Genomic DNA, 16,359 nt, shown 5'->3' with positions numbered 1-16,359 from the left:
CCTACCGGGGCAGGTGGTTCAGAGTCCGGAGAGGCCCTGGACGAAGTCGTCGAGCACCCAGCGTGTCCAGTAGGCCGCCTCGTCGGGGACGGAGTCGTTGCCCACGGCGAAGACCAGGGTGCGCCCTCCCGTCGTCGTGACGACCCCCGCCAGTGAGGAGACCGACCCGAGGGACCCCGTCTTGGCCTGGACATTGGCCGCGGCGTCCCCGGAGAGGAACCGTTGGGAGAGGGTGCCCTCCAGGCCGCCCCAGGGCAGGGAGCGCACCAGGTCACGCAGGTCGGGGCGCGGGGAGGTCATGGTGGTGCGGATCGTCTGGGCGACGGTGACTCCCGAGATCCTGTCGTTCGAGGAGAGGCCGGAACAGTCCTCCATCCTCAGCCCCGTGGTGTCCACCCCCAAGGTCCTCAGGGTCTCGGCGACGTGGGCCGTCGCACCGGCGAAGGAGGTCTCCTCCCCCGCTGCCTGGGCACCGAGGCGGCAGTACTGGTCGGCCAGGGTGTTGTCGGAGTGGTGGAGCATCCACCGGACCTGTTGTCCCACGGTGGCCGACTCGACCCGGGCGAGTTCGGTGGCGGCGTCGGGGACACGTGCCTCTCCTGCGACGACCGCCTCGATCCCCGCGTTGCGCAGGTGGGCGGCCAGTTCCAGGGCCACGTCACGACCGGGGTCGGCGGAGAAGGTGGTGGCCCCGGGTGCGGTGCGCCCGGCATTGAAGGCGAAGGCCCCGACAGCACCCTCGTGCGTGTCGACGTCCTGGTCGGTCCAGGCGGCGAGGCGCGAGGGCCCGGTGAAGATCTCGTGCTTCCAGCGCAGGGTGACCCGGGTGATCCCCTGTTCGTGGAGGCGGGTCGCGGTGTCGGCGGCGAGGTCCGCGATGCCCCCGTGTCCCTCCACGGCGTCCTCGTCCCCGCTGCCCCGTGTGAGCAGGAGGTCGCCCTCCCCCCAGAGGTAGAGGTCGGACCCGACCTGGGAGGTGCCCGTGGCCAGACGCCGGGAGGACTCGAGCTCGGAGAGCGCGCTCACCGAGGTGAGGATCTTCGTGATCGAGGCAGGGGTGTGGACCGTGGCCGAGGAGGAGTCGAGGAGCACCTCTCCTGTCCCCGCGTCCATGACGATTCCCCAGGTCTTCCACTTGCCGTCGGTGGCGGCAGCGGTGACCGGGGACCAGAGCGGGGCCACGTCCGCGGCGGCCACGGGGGTCCCCGCCCCGCTCTGGGCGTCCTGCGCACTGATCCCCGACTGCGGCTGCAGGGTGGGCGGGTCGGAGGGCTGGGGGATGTCTGAGAGGGTGAGCACGCCGGGGACGAGGTCGTGGGCGTCTGCGACCGCATACCCTGCGACGGCCACCGCAGCCACGCTTGCGCCTACAATCGCACCAACAGCCCTGCGCCGCATCGAACCCCCTTGGTGTGCCGATTCCCGGTTCACACTAGTGGAGTCGCGGCGCCTCACTGACCAGACCGACCGGAGGGACGCCAGACGTCCCGGCAGGAGGAACACGGACGTGGAGTTCGACGTCACCATCGAGATCCCCAAGGGGAACCGCAACAAGTACGAGATCGACCACGAGACCGGCCGCATCCGCCTGGACCGCATGCTCTTCACCTCGACGCGCTACCCCGACGACTACGGGTTCATCGACGACACCCTGGGCGAGGACGGGGACCCGCTGGACGCGCTGGTCCTGCTCGACGAGCCAACCTTCCCCGGTTGTGTGATCCGCTGCCGCGCACTGGGCATGTTCCGCATGCGCGACGAGAAGGGTGGCGACGACAAGGTCCTGTGCGTGCCCGCCTCCGACCAGCGTGCGTCGTGGCGCACCGAGATCGACGACGTCTCGGAGTACCACCGCCTGGAGATCCAGCACTTCTTCGAGGTCTACAAGGACCTGGAGCCCGGCAAGTCCGTCGAGGGAGCCCACTGGGTGGGCCGCGAGGCCGCCGAGGCCGAGATCCAGCGCTCCTACGACCGCGCCAAGGACTCGGGCTTCAACGACCACCACTGACCGGCCGGCCCCACCCCCCGGGGCCGAAGTCCGCTCTGTTCGGGGGTCGAGGTCCGCTCACTTCCACCCTCGAAGTCCGCTCTGTTCGGGGGTCGAGGTCCGCTCACTTCCACCCTCGAAGTCCGCTCTGTTCCCCCACTGAGGTCTGCTCCTCATGCGGCGGGAACCGCGCGGCCGTGCACCGGTTCCGGCTCCGCGGGGCGTCACTGCACGCAGGGGCCACGCGCACCGTCCGTCACCGCACGAGGGCGGACCTTGCACTCACAACAGGGCGGACCTCACCGTTCGAACTGAGCGGACCTCGACCCTCGAACAGAGCGGACCTCGCGCCTGGAGTCGGGGAGCGTCCGGTACGCCGGGGACCTCGTGCCCCGGCGGAGGGACGGGCGGTCAGGCGACGCGCACCGCGTAGGGCATGACCTGACCCCAGTTGTAGATGGTGGTCACGCGCACCGGGATCCCGACGGTCGGTGCCTCCACGATCCGGCCCCCGCCCAGGGACATGGCGACGTGGTAGATGGCGCCCTGTGTTCCGTTTCTCGACCAGAAGATGAGGTCACCGGCCTGCGCCGCGCCGACAGGGACCATGGTCCCCTGCCCGTACTGCACACGGGACGAGTGCGTGAGGTAGATGCCCTGGGAGCGGTAGGCCATCATCACCAGCCCCGAGCAGTCGTAGCCGGGACCCTCCCCTGCCCACACATAGGGGGATCCGAGCCTGCCCAGTGCCCAGGCGACGGCGCCCTGGGCGGCAGTGCCCGCGGGCGCGGCCGGACGGACCTCGTCGCGCGAGGCCGGCGCCGAGGAGGACCCACCCGACGAGGAGCCGCCGGTGGAGGACCCCGAGGAGGAACTCCCGGAGGAGGACCCACCCGAGGAGGAGCCGCCGGTGGAGGACCCCGAGGAGGAGCTCCCGGAGGAGGACCCACCCGAGGACGAACCGCCCGATGACCCACCCGCGGCCGCAGCCGCAGCCTGCTGGGCGGCAGCCTGGGCAGCGGCCCGGGCGGCTGCTGCCTGTTGTGCTGCCGCGGCCTGCTCGGCTGCCTTGCGGGCAGCCTCCTCGGCGGCCTTCCGGCGCTGCTCCTCGATGTAGGTCTGGCGCTCCTGGATCAGCGCGACGGTGGTGTTCTCCTTCCTGGCCAGCTCCTCGGTGAGGACCTGGCGGCGTGCCTCCGTCTGGTTCTGGAGGGCCACTGCGCTCTCCGCGGCGGCCTGTGCGGCATCCGTGCGGCTCTGGACCTCGTCGGTGGCCTTCTGCTGGTTGGCCACTGCCTTGTCGGCGGCGTCCTGCATGATCGTGGCAACCTGCTCGAGTGCCGCGACCCGCTGCATCTTCGAGTCGGCGGCACTGCTGAACGTGTCAATGGTCGTCTGCTTGGTCTCGACGGTCCGCAGGCCGTCGGACTCCAGGTACGGGGCGAGGGAGTCAAGTGATGAGCCGCCCGAACGGTAGGCCGTCTGTGCGACCGAGGCGAGTTCCCGGCGCCCCTTCTCGTAGGCGGACTGGGCCTTGGTCGCCTCCTCCTTCGCCTTCGTGGCGGTGTCGGTGGCCTCCTGGAGCTGGAGCTTCGCCTCGTTGAGCTCCTCGGCAGCTGTCTGTGCCTCCTGCGTGGCCTGCTGCGCCTCAGCAGTGACATTGGCCAGCTCGACCTCGATCTGGGCGACCGACATCTTCGCGGCGTTCTCCTCCGCCCTGGCCTGGTCGATGTCGTCCTGCGAGGGCGCAGCCTGCGCGACGGCGGGGAACATGAGTGAGAGCGCGGCCAGGAGTGCGACGACACCCGTGACGCGGCGCGGTGACCTGGGCCTCTGGGCTGCTCGTCCTCTGATGCTCAAAGCCACGTGATCCACCTGTTGTCCGCTCGACGGTCCGTCACAGGTGCGCACCCGGTGCCCGCCAAGCACTCGGGTCGACCCCAGACGTTGGTTCGTTCCTCCCCGAACGTACTTCACCTCCATGACCATGTGCAACAGGTTTCCCAATAATGATTTTTGGTCACATCTACAACACAACACCCAATCGTCACTTCAGCAACAGGGAACGCACACCGCCACCGGTTCCGGCGCTGGCGCCCCCTCCCCCGGGCCGCGCGCCCGGCCGGGGCCGTCACACCGTCCCAGATCATGGGACAAGCCCTCCCCCACGCCCTCCGGGCCCGTATGTTCACCCCATGTTCCGTCGAATGCCGAGCTGACTGCACGTCAGCCTCCAGCTGCGCCGACTGCCGATGGTCGAGGACCGCTGTCCTCCCAGGGGTCGGGCGTGACGCGTGTGCGGAACTGTCGTGCAGCCAGTACCCCCCTGACACGGGAGGCCCCGGATGGCGGCAACCGACCCTCGGACCACCACGTCGCACCGGTGCACGACTCCCGCTCCACCAGACCACACACCCACAGGAGCACGACATGTCCGACCAGACCAACGCCCAGAACTGGGCTTTCGAGACCAAGCAGATCCACGCCGGTTGGGACCGCGACCCCGAGACGGGCGCCACGAGCCTCCCCATCTTCCAGACCTCCTCCTACGCCTTCGCGGACGCCGACCAGGCGGCCGCCCGCTTCGGTCTGCGCGAACTCGGCCCCATCTACTCCCGCCTGACCAACCCGACCAATGAAGCCGTCGAGAACCGCATCGCGGCACTCGAGGGTGGTGTCGGCGCGCTGCTCGTCTCCTCCGGGCAGGCCGCCGAGGCCCTGGCGATCCTCAACATCGCCGTCGCCGGGAACAATGTGGTGGCCTCCCCCTCCCTCTACGGCGGCACCGTCACCCTCCTGAAGAACACCCTGGGTCGCCTCGGCATCGAGGCCCGCTTCGTCGAGGACCCCCGTGACCCGGAGGCGTGGAAGGCCCTGTCCGACGAGAAGACGGTCGCCTTCTACGGGGAGACGATCCCCAACCCCAAGGGCGACATCCTCGACATCGAGCCGATCGCTGCGGCCGCGCACGAGGTCGGCGTCCCCCTGATCGTCGACAACACGGTGGCCACCCCGTACCTGCTGCGTCCCATCGAGTGGGGCGCGGACGTGGTCGTGCACTCCGCCACGAAGTACCTGGGTGGGCACGGCACCTCGATCTCCGGGGTGATCGTGGACTCCGGCAACTTCGACTACGGGGCGGACCCCGACCGCTTCCCCTACTTCACGACGCCGGACGAGTCCTACCACGGCCTCGTCTACGCCCGCGACCTCGGCAAGGACGGTGCCTTCGGCGTCAACCTCTCCTACATCCTGCGGGCGCGGACCCTGGGCGAGCGTGACCTCGGCTTCGCCTCCTCCCCCTTCAACGCGTTCCTCATCGAGCAGGGCATCCAGACCCTCTCCCTGCGCGTCGAGCGCCACGTCGACAACGCCCTGAAGGTCGCCCACTACCTCGAGGGGCACGCCCAGGTCGAGTCCGTCGCCTACGCAGGTCTGGAGTCCTCCCCCTACCACGAGCTGGCGCAGAAGTACACGCCGCGCGGCCCCGGAGGCCTCCTCTCCTTCGTCATCGAGGGCGGAGCCGAGGCGGGCAAGGCCTTCGCCGACGCACTGGAGCTGCTGCCCACCGTGGCCAACATCGGCGACGCGAAGTCCCTGGTGATCCACCCCGCCTCCACGACCCACTCCCAGCTGACGGAGGAGGAGCTGCTCAAGGCAGGCATCGAGCCGGGCACCGTGCGCCTGTCCATCGGCATCGAGTACATCGACGACATCATCGCCGACCTCGAACTCGGCTTCGCCGCCGCAGCCGCCGTGGTCGCGGGCACCGAGGCCGCCTGAACCATGTCCCAGCACCCTCCCGTCCGCCCCACCCTCCCCCCCGTCTCGGGGGGATGGCACGAGGGCGACCCCGTGGCCTTCCGACGCTTCGCCGACCTCGGGCCCCTGCGCCTGGAGAACGGGGAGACCCTCCCCGCGGTGCGGCTCGCCTACGAGACCTGGGGAACCCTGGACGAGGGGGGGACCAACGCGGTCCTCGTGCTGCACGCCCTCACCGGTGACGCCCACGTCACCGGTGGGGGCGGCCCGGACGTGCCGGGTCAGCCCACCCCCGGGTGGTGGGACGAGATCGTGGGGCCGGGCCGCATCATCGACACCGGGACCCACTTCGTGGTGGCCGCGAACGTCCTGGGAGGATGCTCGGGTTCCACGGGTCCGTCCTCGTCGGCCCCCGACGGACACCCCTGGGGGTCGCGCTTCCCCATCGTCTCCACCCGGGACCAGGTCGCGGCCGAGGTCCGCCTGGCCGACTACCTCGGCATCAACCGGTTCTCACTGGTCATCGGCGCGTCGATGGGCGGTCACCGGGCCCTGGAGTGGGCAGTGGGCCACCCCGGGCGGGTCGACCGCGTGGCCGTCGTCGCCTCGGGGGCGCAGACCACGGCCGACCAGGCGGCCTGGGCCCACACCCAGGTCCGCGCCATCGAGCTGGACCCGAACTGGCGGGGCGGGGACTACCACGACGGGCCCGAGGGGCCGTCCGGCGGACTCGCGCTGGCCCGGCAGATCGCCCACGCCACCTACCGCTCCCCCCTGGAGCTGGACACCCGCTTCGGGCGTCTGCCCCAGCACGAGGAGGACGTCCTGCGCGGGGGTCGACTGGCGGTGGAGTCCTACCTCGACCACCACGGCGACAAACTCGTGCGACGCTTCGACGCGGGTTCCTACTGGACCCTGTGCCACGCCATGCTCACCCACGACGTCGGGCGCGACCGGGGGGGCGTGCGCGAGGCACTGAAGCGCGTGACCGCCCGTACGCTGGTGGTCGCGGTCGACTCCGACCGGCTCTTCTTCCCCTCCGACGTGTGGCAGGTCGCCGAAGGGGTCCAGGGCGCCTACTACCGCGAGATCCACTCCGACCACGGCCACGACGGCTTTCTCATCGAGGCCGAACGGATGTCGGCGATCCTCGACGAGTTCCTCAACCACCGCATCCCTGCGCGCTCCTCCGTCTTCGCGGACTGACCACAGCCCCCGGGCACCCACGGACGCCCAGCGACCTCGGTGGTGGTGGCCGTAGTCTGGATCCGTGAACGGGACGGATGACCAGGAGCGACCCACCGGGTGGTGGGCCTCCCTCCACGGTGCCGGCGGCCCCCCGGAGCGCAGGCGCCCGCAGGACGGACACACTCCGGAGGAGACCACCCCCGCCGACGTCAGCACCTCGGGCAGCGACACCGGACCCGGGACGCACACCGACGGGGCCGAACCGGCAGTGGGGGACACCGGACCTGCCGCACAGACTCCCGGCGCGGGCACTGCCCCTGCCCGCCCCGACCTCCCGCCCGCACTCGACCTCTCCCCGCACCCGGACCTCCCGCCCGCCCCGCTCGACGTCCTCGCCCCCTGGGGCCCCCAGGGGCCGCCACCCTCGGACGCGTGGCGTGAGGACATCCTCGGTCCCGGCTTCGAGTCGCGCACGATCCCCCTCCTCCCCGACGACCAGGGCGAGGCCGTCGCCACCCTGGTCCGCCACCTCCCCGAGCGGGATCCCGGCGCACTCCCGGGCACCCCCACCATCCCGCGCTTCGTCGCCCTCTACATCCACGGGCGCAACGACTACTTCTTCCAGGTCGAACTGGCACGGGTCGTCTCCGCCGCCGGGGGTGCCTTCCACGCCCTGGACCTGCGCAAGTACGGGCGTTCGCTGCGACCCGGCCAGACCATCGGCTTCGCGAGCGACCTCTCGGTCTACGACGAGGACATCGGGGAGGCCCTCGACCTCATCCGCGAGGACGTGGGACGACTCCCCCTGGTGCTCATGGGCCACTCCACCGGGGGCCTCACCGTGACACTGTGGGCGTACCGCCATCCCGGCGCGGTCGCCGCCGTGGTCCTCAACTCCGCCTGGTTGGAGATGCAGACTCTCGCCTCCGTGCGCTCCACTGTGCAACCCGTGCTGGGGCGGATCGCGGCACGCAACCCCCTGTGGGCAGTCCCCACCGGGGGCGGGAAGGACTTCTACTCCCGCTCCCTCCTGGAGGGGTGGGCCGGCTCCGGCTTCGGCCTCCCCCGGCGGCTCCTCGGGTACGAGGGCGACCCCGCGGTCGCGGGGTGGACCTATGCCACCCAGTGGAAGCGTCCCGACTCCTACCCCGCCTACGCGCAGTGGCTGGAGGCGATCCTCCTGGCCCAGGAGCAGGTCGAGAAGCACGTGCACCTGGACTGCCCCGTCCTCTCGATGTGCTCGACCTCGAGCTTCACCGGGGACACGTGGTCACCGGAGGTCTTCGACTCCGACGTCGTCCTGGACGTCGACGTGATCGTGGAACGCTCGGCCACCCTGGGGCCCCTGGTGACCATCGCCCGTTTCCCGGGACGCCACGACCTGTTCCTCTCCGACCCTGATGTCCGCGCCGACATCTGGTCGGTGATGGGGCACTGGTTCTCGGCCTTCGTGTGAGGTCCCAGCGCCTCAGCTGTGGCGGGGCCTCTCCGCCGCGCGCTCGTACTCGCGGATGATCTCCGCATTGACCTCGTCCAGGGACTCGGCCAGCGTGGGACCGAGGTGGTCACCGAGGTGCCACTCCTCCCACCCGTCCAGGCCGGGGTGACCACTGGCGGAGAGGGCCTCGGTCGGGTCGGTGAAGTCCCCCGACGGGACACGGACACGCCCGTCGGGGGTGAGCACGCCCTCGACCGGGGGCTCCAGGGAGGGACGCAGCGCCAGGGGTGCCTCCTCCCCCACGATGCGCCCGAGGGCCTCGACCGCCTGCGCGTCCCGCAACAGGACGGGCACCCCGGCCGGGACGTCCTCTGTCCCCCTACTGCGGTGGTCGGTGGAGGACCACGAGGCGGCGTCCGTGGCATCGGCGGCCAGGTCCGGTGCACCGGTCTGCTCCGGGGGGACCTCCTCGGCGTGGTCGCCGTGTCGTGCCTCCGGTGACCCGGCGTGCGCCGCAGCGGGCCCACCCGCGGTCGCGGCGGCGGACTGCTCCCAGGCCTCCGCTGCCGCTCCCCACTCCTGTCCGTGCTCCGGGACGTGGGGGATCGTGGTCGCACGTGGGGGTTCGGAGGTCTCCGCACCCTCGTCCGCAGGGGTGCCCGCGTGTCGTCCCGGGACGGGGATCGCCGTGGACCCGGAGTCCGGGACCACATCGGCCGGTCCGGGAGCCGGGAGGTCGGACGGTGCGACACCGTCGCCTTCCCCAACCGGTGCCGTGGGGTGCCCTTGGTCCCCGTCCCCCTGCGCGGTCCCCTCGTCCTCGCCCACGGAGGCGCGGGCGGCCGGCAGCTGTCCCGTCGTCGTGCCTGTCCCGTCCAGCTCGGGGATGGCTCCCGTGCGGCCCAGGAGCACCTGCGGGCTGTGCCCGTAGAGACGTGGTCCCACCGCGTGGACCTCCAGGAACGCCCGACCGTTGGACATCTGGCGCAGGGACATCTCGTGGACCTCGACACCGGAGCTGGCCAGGACGTCCAGTGCGGGCCGGACCTGGGCGTCGATGGAGCCGACCACCATCACCAGGCGTGGTCCCGGAGCGGGCGAGGGCGGCATCGAGTCCCGGAAGTGGACCCATCCGGCCTTGAAACCCTCGATGTCACCGGGGTACTCACGCGCCAGGTCGCTCCACGACAGCGAAGCCGTGTCGGCCAGGCGGGAGAGTGAGGCGATGAGGGTGTCGGAGTCGAGGTGGTCGAGCACCTCCACCGAGACCACCTGTCCGCTGGCGTCCAGCGCGGTGAGTCGTGGTTGCTCGTTGCTGGGGTCGGAGACGCGGGACATGTCCCGCCACGTGATGGGGAAGAGGGGACGGGAGACGATCTCGAGGACCTGTGCGCGGACCGTGTCCAGGACGTCGGGGGAGAGTCCGTTGGCGACGGCACGACCGAACTGGGCAGGCACCAGGTGCCCGTCCTCGAACTCGAACAGGGCCATTCGCCACCCCCACTGGTACACCCGGATCTGGACCCATTCTCCCACATCACGCACCAGCGGAGGGCCCGGCGCGCGGTCCCCGCGGCTCATCGGCGTGCCCCCGGGTACGCCACGGGAGCCCACGCCCGGGCGGTGGTGGCCCGGACGACCCAGCCGGAAGACGCACCCAGGTGCCAGAATCGTCCCATGAGCGCCTCCGACCCGGATGGATCCACCCCTTCCCCACGGTCCGGCCCACCCGCAGGGCGGGCCACGTCCGTGGGGTCCACCGCCACCGCCCACCGCACGCGGGCTGAGGTGGCGCTCCCGCCCTCGTCCACGGATCCCACCGACGACCCGGCCACCCGCGCCTTCCTCGACGAACTGGTGGACCTGCTCGACGGGGAGCTCGACGCGACGCGCGGCACGCGGGCGCGCTTCTCCACCGATGCCGGCAACTACCGCATCCCGCCGCTGGCCGTGGTCTTCCCCGCACACACCGAGGACGTCCTGGCGACCCTCGAGCTGTGCCGCGACCACCGGGTGCCCGTCACCAACCGGGGTGGGGGCACCTCCTGCGCCGGAAACGCCATCGGCCCCGGGGTGGTCCTCGACTTCTCCCGCCACATGGACCGCGTGCTCTCACTCGACCCGCAGGCCCGCACCGCGGTGGTGGAACCGGGCTGCATCCAGGCGACCCTGCAGCGTGCCGCCGCACCCCACGGGCTGCGTTTCGGTCCCGACCCCTCCAGCCAGAACCGCGCGACCATCGGCGGGATGGTCGGCAACAACGCCTGCGGGCCCCACGCCACGGCCTGGGGCCGCACCGCCGACAACATCGTCTCCCTGGACTGCGTGGACGGCACGGGGCGCCGCTTCACGGCCACGACCGCCACCGATCTCTCCGAGGTGCCGGGGCTGGCGGAGCTCGTGAAGGCCAACCTCGCCCTGGTGCGCACCGAGCTGGGCACCTTCGGTCGGCAGGTCTCGGGCTACTCCCTGGAGCACCTCACCCCGGAGGGCCACGGCAACCTCGCCGCCATGCTGGTGGGCACCGAGGGGACACTGGTGACCGTCCTGCAGGCGACGGTGCGTCTGGTGGAACTGCCCACTGCACCGGTACTGGTGGCGCTCGGGTACACGGACATGGTCGCCGCCGCCGACGACGTCCCCACCGTCCTGGAGCACCACCCACTGGCCGTGGAGGGCATGGACTCCCGTCTGGTCGACGTCGTGCGCCACCACGCCGGACCCGGGTCCGTCCCCCCGCTGCCCGAGGGCAACGGCTGGCTGATGTGCGAGGTCGGGGGCGCCTCACCCGAGGACTCCCTGGCCCGCGCCCAGGCCCTGGCGGACTCCGCCCACACGTCGGCCGCCGCGGTCTACCCACCCGGGTCGGAGGCCTCGGCACTGTGGCGCATCCGCGCCGACGGTGCGGGGCTGGGTGGACGCACCCCCATCGACACCGTCGAGGGCACCGGCAATGAGCAGGCCTGGCCCGGCTTCGAGGACGCCGCCGTCCCCCCCGCCCGGTTGGGTGCCTACCTGCGTGACTTCACCGCCCTCATGGACGAGTTCGGCGTCGACGGCCTCCTCTACGGACACTTCGGGGACGGGTGCGTCCACGTGCGCCTGGACCTGCCCCTCCACACCGACGAGGGCGTCGCCCATTCGCGCCGCTTCCTGGAGCGGGCGGCGCAGGTGTGCGCGTCCCACGGCGGGTCCGTCTCCGGTGAGCACGGCGACGGGCGCTCGCGCACCGAGCTGCTGCGCTACATGTACTCCCCGGAGCTGCTGGCCCTGTTCTCCCACGTCAAGCACCTCTTCGATCCGCAGAACCTGCTCAACCCGGGCGTCCTCACCTCGCCGGTGCCCCCGGACGTCGCGACCTCCCCGGCCGACGGTGTCCAACCGGGCATCGACCTGCTCGACCAGTACCTCAGGCGCCCGGCGGCCCGGCCGCTGCCGGCCGCAGGGGGCTTCGCCTTCCGGGAGGACCACGGCGACTTCACCACTGCGGTGCACCGGTGCACGGGCGTGGGCAAGTGCCGTGCCGACATCGCGGGTACATTCATGTGCCCGAGCTGGAAGGCGACCCGGGACGAGAAGGACGTGACCCGCGGTCGCGCGCGCACCCTGCAGGACGCCGCCAACGGTGAGCTCATCGCGTCGGTGACCAGCCCGGAGGTCCTGGAGGCCCTCGACCTGTGCCTGGCGTGCAAGGCGTGTTCCTCGGACTGCCCGGCCGGTGTCGACATGGCGAAGTACCGCTCCGAGACGTACTTCCGCCGCTACCGCGGCCACCTGCGTCCCCTCACCCACTACACGCTGGGCCGTCTGCCGATGTGGACGCGCCTCACCGCGCGCGTGCCGGGCCTGGCGGCCGTGGCCAACGCCGTGATGTCGCTGGGACCACTGCGCCGCGCGGCGTTCTCCGTGATCGGCCTGGACCCGCGCCGCCCCATGCCGGCCCTCCAGTCGGGGACCTTCCAACGCTGGGCGTCCCGGCGCGGTCTCGGCGCGGGCGTCGAGCCCACGCCCACCCCCGTGGGGCGTCCCGGACCTGCACCTGCCGCTGCGCCACCGGCCGGCACGGATGTGCCGGCACCGGGTCCGACACCCTCGACGGCCGGGACACCACGGACCACCGGCTCATCACCCGCGCCGGGTCCCCGTTACGCGGTGGTGTGGGCGGACTCCTTCTCCCAGACCCTCGACGACTCCGGTGCCCGCGCCCTCGTCGACGTCCTGGAGGCCAACGGCTTCCAGGTCCTCCTCCCCCCGGATGCCTGCTGCGGGCTCACCTGGATCACCACCGGTCAACTCGACGGGGCGAAGAGACGCCTGGAGGACCTGCTCGGCAAGCTCGCCCCCTACGCCGTCAACGGCATCCCGATCGTGGGCGTGGAGCCCTCGTGCACCGCGGTGCTGCGCGACGACCTGCTGGACCTCCTGCCCGATGATCCCCGCTCGCACGCCGTCTCCGGTGCGGTGCGCACCCTCGCGGAGCTGCTGGCGACCGTCCCGCCCGAGGAGCAGGTGCTGCCCGACCTCACCGGTGTCGAGGTGGTGGCCCAGCCGCACTGCCACCACCACTCGGTGATGGGGTGGAGCACCGACCGCGCGCTGCTGGACCGGTTGGGGGCGACCGTCACCCAGCTGGACGGATGCTGCGGTCTGGCGGGGAACTTCGGGATGGAACGCGGCCACTACGACGTCTCCGTGGCCGTGGCGGAGGACTCCCTGCTCCCGGCACTGGCGGAGCACCCGGACGCCCTCTACCTGGCCGACGGCTTCAGCTGTCGCACCCAGGCGGAGCAGTTGGCGGGCCGAGGAGGCGTCCACCTCGCGACGCTGTTGCGGCAGGGTGCAGGCGGTGACCCCGGCTCCTCCGGTGCCGGCGCCTGAGGACGGTGCCCAGGAGCAGTGCCCCGGGGCCGGTGACCCGGCACCCGCGTCGCGGACACGCGTTCAGGGCAACCGGTGGCCCCCGACGGCCCCCGGCCGACGGGGTGAGAGGGGCAGGAGGGGGCAGCCCGCGCAGTGCACCCGCACCTCATCGGAGTCCCCACCCCCGCAGGCCCCCAGGCCTGAGGCGCACAGTGACGTGGCGTCCTGCAGCACGCCGGTACGACGCATCTCGTCGACCATCACCTCAGCGAGGGCCAGTGGCACCCCGGCCTCGACCGCTGCGGCATTGACGGTCGCACCGCTGCGGAGCGCCTGGAAGAGCCGCTGGCGTGCACCGGTGCCCCTCTGCCCGGTGGGTCCCACCACGGGACCGGCACCCGGCCGGATCCGTTCCGCGAGCGCCCTGATCACAGGAAGAGCCGACCGATCTGGAAGACCGCCGTGGCCAGGATCCAGGCCGCACCCAGCTGGACCGCCACCGCGGTGGCGGTGCGCCGTCCACCGATCTGGCGGGCCTGCTCGGCGACGGTCGCCAGGCAGGGCGTGTAGGTGAGCACGAAGACGAGGAAGGCGAAGGCGGCCAGGGGTGCCGCGTCCCCGGCGGACTTCTCGAAGGACCCGCGCACCAGGTCGGGCAGGGACCCGAGGTCGGTGCCGCCGTCCTCGGCGTCACCACCCTGGGTCTCCGGGTCCATGTTGTAGGAGGTGACGATCGAGGAGATCACGGTCTCCTTGGCGATGAACCCGGTCATCAGGGCCCCCGTCATGTGCCACTCACCGAAGCCCGTGGGCTCGAAGACGGGCACCAGGACCTGGGCGGTGCGCCCGTAGAGGGAGTCCTCCATGGGCAGGTCGGCGTCCGCGAAGGAATGGCCGGCGACCACGGGGATGGCGGACATGAACCAGACCACCAGGGTCATGGTGACGATGATCTTGCCCGCCCCCTTGACGAAGGACCACGAGCGCAGCGCGGTGGACTTCAGGGTCACGACCACGCGCGGCATCTGGTAGGAGGGCAGCACCAGCATCAACGGCGCGTTCGAGGACTCCCGGTTGAGGAAGGGACGCAGCACCAGGGCTCCGAGGACCACCATGACCAGCGAGAGCAGGTAGAGACCGAACACGACCGTGCCCGTGTTCCCGGGGAAGAAGATGCGCGCGATCATCAGGTAGATCGTCAGCCGCGCCGCGCACGAGGTGTAGGGGATGATCAGCGTCGTCACCAGGCGCTGCTTGGAGTTCGGCAGGGTGCGGGTGGCGGCCAGGGAGGGCAGGTTGCACCCGAAGCCCATGATCAGCGGCAGGATCACGCGCCCGTCCAGTCCGATGGACCGCATGACACGGTCCCCGAGGAAGGCCGCGCGCGCCATGTACCCGGAGTCCTCCAGGATCGAGATCATCAGGAAGATCACGAACATGAGTGGGAGGAAGGAGGCCACCACGCCGAGGCCCGTGCACAGGCCACCGACCAGGAGGCCCTCGACCCACGTCCCCTCCGCCCCGACCGCCGTGAGCAGGGTGGTCAACCCGTTGGCCAGCGAGAAGGCGCCCTCGTCCTGGGAGGAGAAGACCCCGTCGAAGAAGTCCTGGACGGGTCCCACCCATTCCCCGGCGACCTTGAAGAGGAGCCACATGAGGGCGAAGAACACCGGGATGCCGACCAGGGGGTGCAGGAGCAGACGGTCGATGCGGTCCGAGCGCGAGAGCTTGGCCGCGTCCTCGCGCGCGCTGTGCGCCGCGGCCTCCACACCGTCGACCCAGGCGAAGATGTCCTCGGCCTCCGCGAGCGGGTCACGCTGAGCAGCCACCGCGGCAGCGGCCGTCGAGTCGGGGTCAGGTGCCCGGTCCGGACAGGTGTCGTGCCCGCAGGCGCACCCCTCCCCGTCGACGAGGGCGGCGCCGACCTCGTCCTCCCTGTTCTTCTCGAGTGCGGCACGGGCCGCTGCGGCGGCCACCTGGTTGTAGCCGGGCGACAACGGGTCGGGTTCGATGCCGCGCACGCGGGGACGCGTGCGCAGTGCGGCGGAGACCATGTCATTGAGCGCGGGGACGGAGGCCCTGGCGCGTGCGTCCACGGCGAGGACGGGGATCCCGAGGCTGGCTCCGAGTGCCGCGGCGTCGACGGCCTGGCCCTCGTGCTCGGCGACGTCGCTCATGGTGATGACGGCGGCCACGGGTCGGCCGGTGCGGGCGACCTGTCCGAGCAGGTAGAGGGAGCGGGTCAGGGCCGTGGCCTCCAGGAGCACGACCACCAGGTCGACCGAGCGTCCCCGCACCGGGTCGGTGAAGGAGCCCGGCGCGCCCGCCAGCGTGTCGACCACGACCTGTTCGTCGGGTGAGTTCGCGATGAGGGAGTAGGTGCCGGGCAGGTCCAGGACACGGGCCCCGACCGCACCCCAGTGGCCCTGCATGACCTCCACGGTGGTGCCGGGGGCATTGACCACGTTCTGACGGGCGCCCGTGACGTTGTTGAACAGCGTCGACTTCCCGACATTGGGGTTGCCGACCAGCACGACGGTGGGTTCGGTGGTCGGGGTGTCCTCGATGACGGAGGTGCGGTGCGTGGCCTCGGCGGCCTCCGTCCCGCGGGTCAGGCCGGGGACGTGGAGGTGGTGCTTCTCGTGCCTGCGGTCGTCCTCGGGTCCCCGGGGCGCACACTTGGGGCAGCTCATTCGACGACCTCGACTTCGATGTGGCGGGCCGAGCGACGGTCCACGGCGACCCGGGTGCCCGCGATGTTCATGACGACCCCACCGAAGGCGGCCCGGTTCGTCAGGTTGAACTCGGCACCGGTGCGCAGTCCGAGCTCCTGGAGACGGAGCTGGTGGCGCGGGTCGATGTCGATGCGTGTCAGGCGGGCGCGCGCGTTCGTGGGGCATTTCGAGAGGAGCACGACTCGAATGTAGACCTGCCTCACCGAAGTAAGTGGGACCTTAGTTCCAGTCCGGGGCCCTGACCTGCACGGACGCAGGGCTGGTGCTCGCGCGGACCCTGCCCTGCGGTGCCCGGGTCCGTGCCACGGCGCCCCACGGGACGACACCGCGACCCCGACGACGTGGAGCAGCCCCGCGGACGCACTCGCGTGCGTCCACGGGGCCACCGC

At 71.5% G+C, this 16,359-nt stretch carries 11 protein-coding genes; 5 read left to right on the top strand and 6 right to left on the bottom strand.

The annotated features are described in order from the left end of the window. Positions 1-18: 18 nt before the first annotated feature. Entirely contained in the window at positions 19-1,350 is a 1,332-nt protein-coding gene (gene dacB, locus BQ9890_RS13945; RefSeq protein ID WP_195907690.1) for a D-alanyl-D-alanine carboxypeptidase/D-alanyl-D-alanine endopeptidase, read from the bottom strand. Between the two features lie 157 nt (positions 1,351-1,507). On the opposite strand from dacB, the gene BQ9890_RS13940 reads away from it, so the two are divergent. Continuing rightward, the gene (locus tag BQ9890_RS13940) at positions 1,508-2,008 is read left to right on the top strand and encodes an inorganic diphosphatase (RefSeq protein WP_075892341.1); all 501 of its coding nucleotides are present in this window, start codon (positions 1,508-1,510) and stop codon (positions 2,006-2,008) included. A gap of 390 nt (positions 2,009-2,398) precedes the next feature. Here the strand turns inward: BQ9890_RS13940 and BQ9890_RS13935 are convergent, their stop codons facing one another. Further along, the gene (locus BQ9890_RS13935; RefSeq protein ID WP_230297969.1) at positions 2,399-3,853 is read right to left on the bottom strand and encodes a C40 family peptidase; all 1,455 of its coding nucleotides are present in this window, start codon (positions 3,851-3,853) and stop codon (positions 2,399-2,401) included. 564 nt (positions 3,854-4,417) lie between these two features. Here BQ9890_RS13935 and BQ9890_RS13930 point away from each other — a divergent pair. From BQ9890_RS13930 to BQ9890_RS13920, 3 genes are all read left to right on the top strand, one after another. Then, on the top strand, positions 4,418-5,770 hold the full coding sequence (locus BQ9890_RS13930; RefSeq protein ID WP_075892339.1) for an O-acetylhomoserine aminocarboxypropyltransferase/cysteine synthase family protein: 1,353 nt from the start codon (positions 4,418-4,420) through the stop codon (positions 5,768-5,770). Between the two features lie 3 nt (positions 5,771-5,773). After that, positions 5,774-6,955 (top strand): homoserine O-acetyltransferase MetX, encoded by a 1,182-nt coding sequence (metX, locus tag BQ9890_RS13925; RefSeq protein WP_075892337.1) that lies wholly within the window; start codon positions 5,774-5,776, stop codon positions 6,953-6,955. Between the two features lie 64 nt (positions 6,956-7,019). Continuing rightward, positions 7,020-8,393 (top strand): alpha/beta hydrolase, encoded by a 1,374-nt coding sequence (locus BQ9890_RS13920; protein ID WP_230297968.1) that lies wholly within the window; start codon positions 7,020-7,022, stop codon positions 8,391-8,393. Positions 8,394-8,405: 12 nt separating this feature from the next. Here the strand turns inward: BQ9890_RS13920 and BQ9890_RS13915 are convergent, their stop codons facing one another. Beyond that, positions 8,406-9,866 carry a hypothetical protein gene (locus BQ9890_RS13915; RefSeq protein WP_075893283.1) on the bottom strand — a complete coding sequence of 487 codons (1,461 nt, stop codon included), beginning with the start codon at positions 9,864-9,866 and terminating at the stop codon, positions 8,406-8,408. Positions 9,867-10,052: 186 nt separating this feature from the next. Between BQ9890_RS13915 and BQ9890_RS13910 the strand changes: the two genes are divergently transcribed. After that, complete coding sequence (locus BQ9890_RS13910) at positions 10,053-13,253, top strand: FAD-binding and (Fe-S)-binding domain-containing protein (RefSeq protein ID WP_078062489.1); 3,201 nt, start codon at positions 10,053-10,055, stop codon at positions 13,251-13,253. 63 nt (positions 13,254-13,316) lie between these two features. Here BQ9890_RS13910 and BQ9890_RS13905 read toward each other — a convergent pair whose 3' ends face one another. Genes BQ9890_RS13905 through BQ9890_RS13895 form a run of 3 tightly spaced genes read right to left on the bottom strand, consistent with a single transcriptional unit; the run spans position 13,317 to position 16,149 of the window. Continuing rightward, positions 13,317-13,667: a hypothetical protein gene (locus BQ9890_RS13905; protein WP_230297967.1), complete on the bottom strand. Its 351-nt coding sequence runs from the start codon at positions 13,665-13,667 to the stop codon at positions 13,317-13,319. Then, positions 13,664-15,928, bottom strand: a complete 2,265-nt coding sequence (feoB, locus tag BQ9890_RS13900; RefSeq protein ID WP_078062488.1) for a ferrous iron transport protein B — start codon at positions 15,926-15,928, stop codon at positions 13,664-13,666. Before feoB ends, BQ9890_RS13905 begins: the two co-directional genes overlap by 4 nt. Next, positions 15,925-16,149: a FeoA family protein gene (locus BQ9890_RS13895; RefSeq protein WP_043534400.1), complete on the bottom strand. Its 225-nt coding sequence runs from the start codon at positions 16,147-16,149 to the stop codon at positions 15,925-15,927. The genes feoB and BQ9890_RS13895 overlap by 4 nt, the downstream gene beginning before the upstream one ends. Positions 16,150-16,359: the final 210 nt, after the last annotated feature.

It is taken from the genome of Actinomyces provencensis (assembly GCF_900155435.1).
In the GTDB taxonomy this organism is placed as follows: domain Bacteria; phylum Actinomycetota; class Actinomycetes; order Actinomycetales; family Actinomycetaceae; genus Pauljensenia; species Pauljensenia provencensis.
The sequence above is the reverse complement of the archived record's forward strand: the minus strand, read 5'-3'. Positions and strand labels throughout refer to the sequence as shown.

What these genes read in the sequence shown, in the direction of transcription:
- BQ9890_RS13915 (WP_075893283.1), bottom strand. Translation starts at nt 9,866, where the DNA reads ATGGCCCTGTTCGAGTTCGAGGACGGGCACCTGGTGCCTGCCCAGTTC.
- BQ9890_RS13930 (WP_075892339.1), top strand. Translation starts at nt 4,418, where the DNA reads ATGTCCGACCAGACCAACGCCCAGAACTGGGCTTTCGAGACCAAGCAG.
- BQ9890_RS13910 (WP_078062489.1), top strand. Translation starts at nt 10,053, where the DNA reads ATGAGCGCCTCCGACCCGGATGGATCCACCCCTTCCCCACGGTCCGGC.
- feoB (WP_078062488.1), bottom strand. Translation starts at nt 15,928, where the DNA reads ATGAGCTGCCCCAAGTGTGCGCCCCGGGGACCCGAGGACGACCGCAGG.
- metX (WP_075892337.1), top strand. Translation starts at nt 5,774, where the DNA reads ATGTCCCAGCACCCTCCCGTCCGCCCCACCCTCCCCCCCGTCTCGGGG.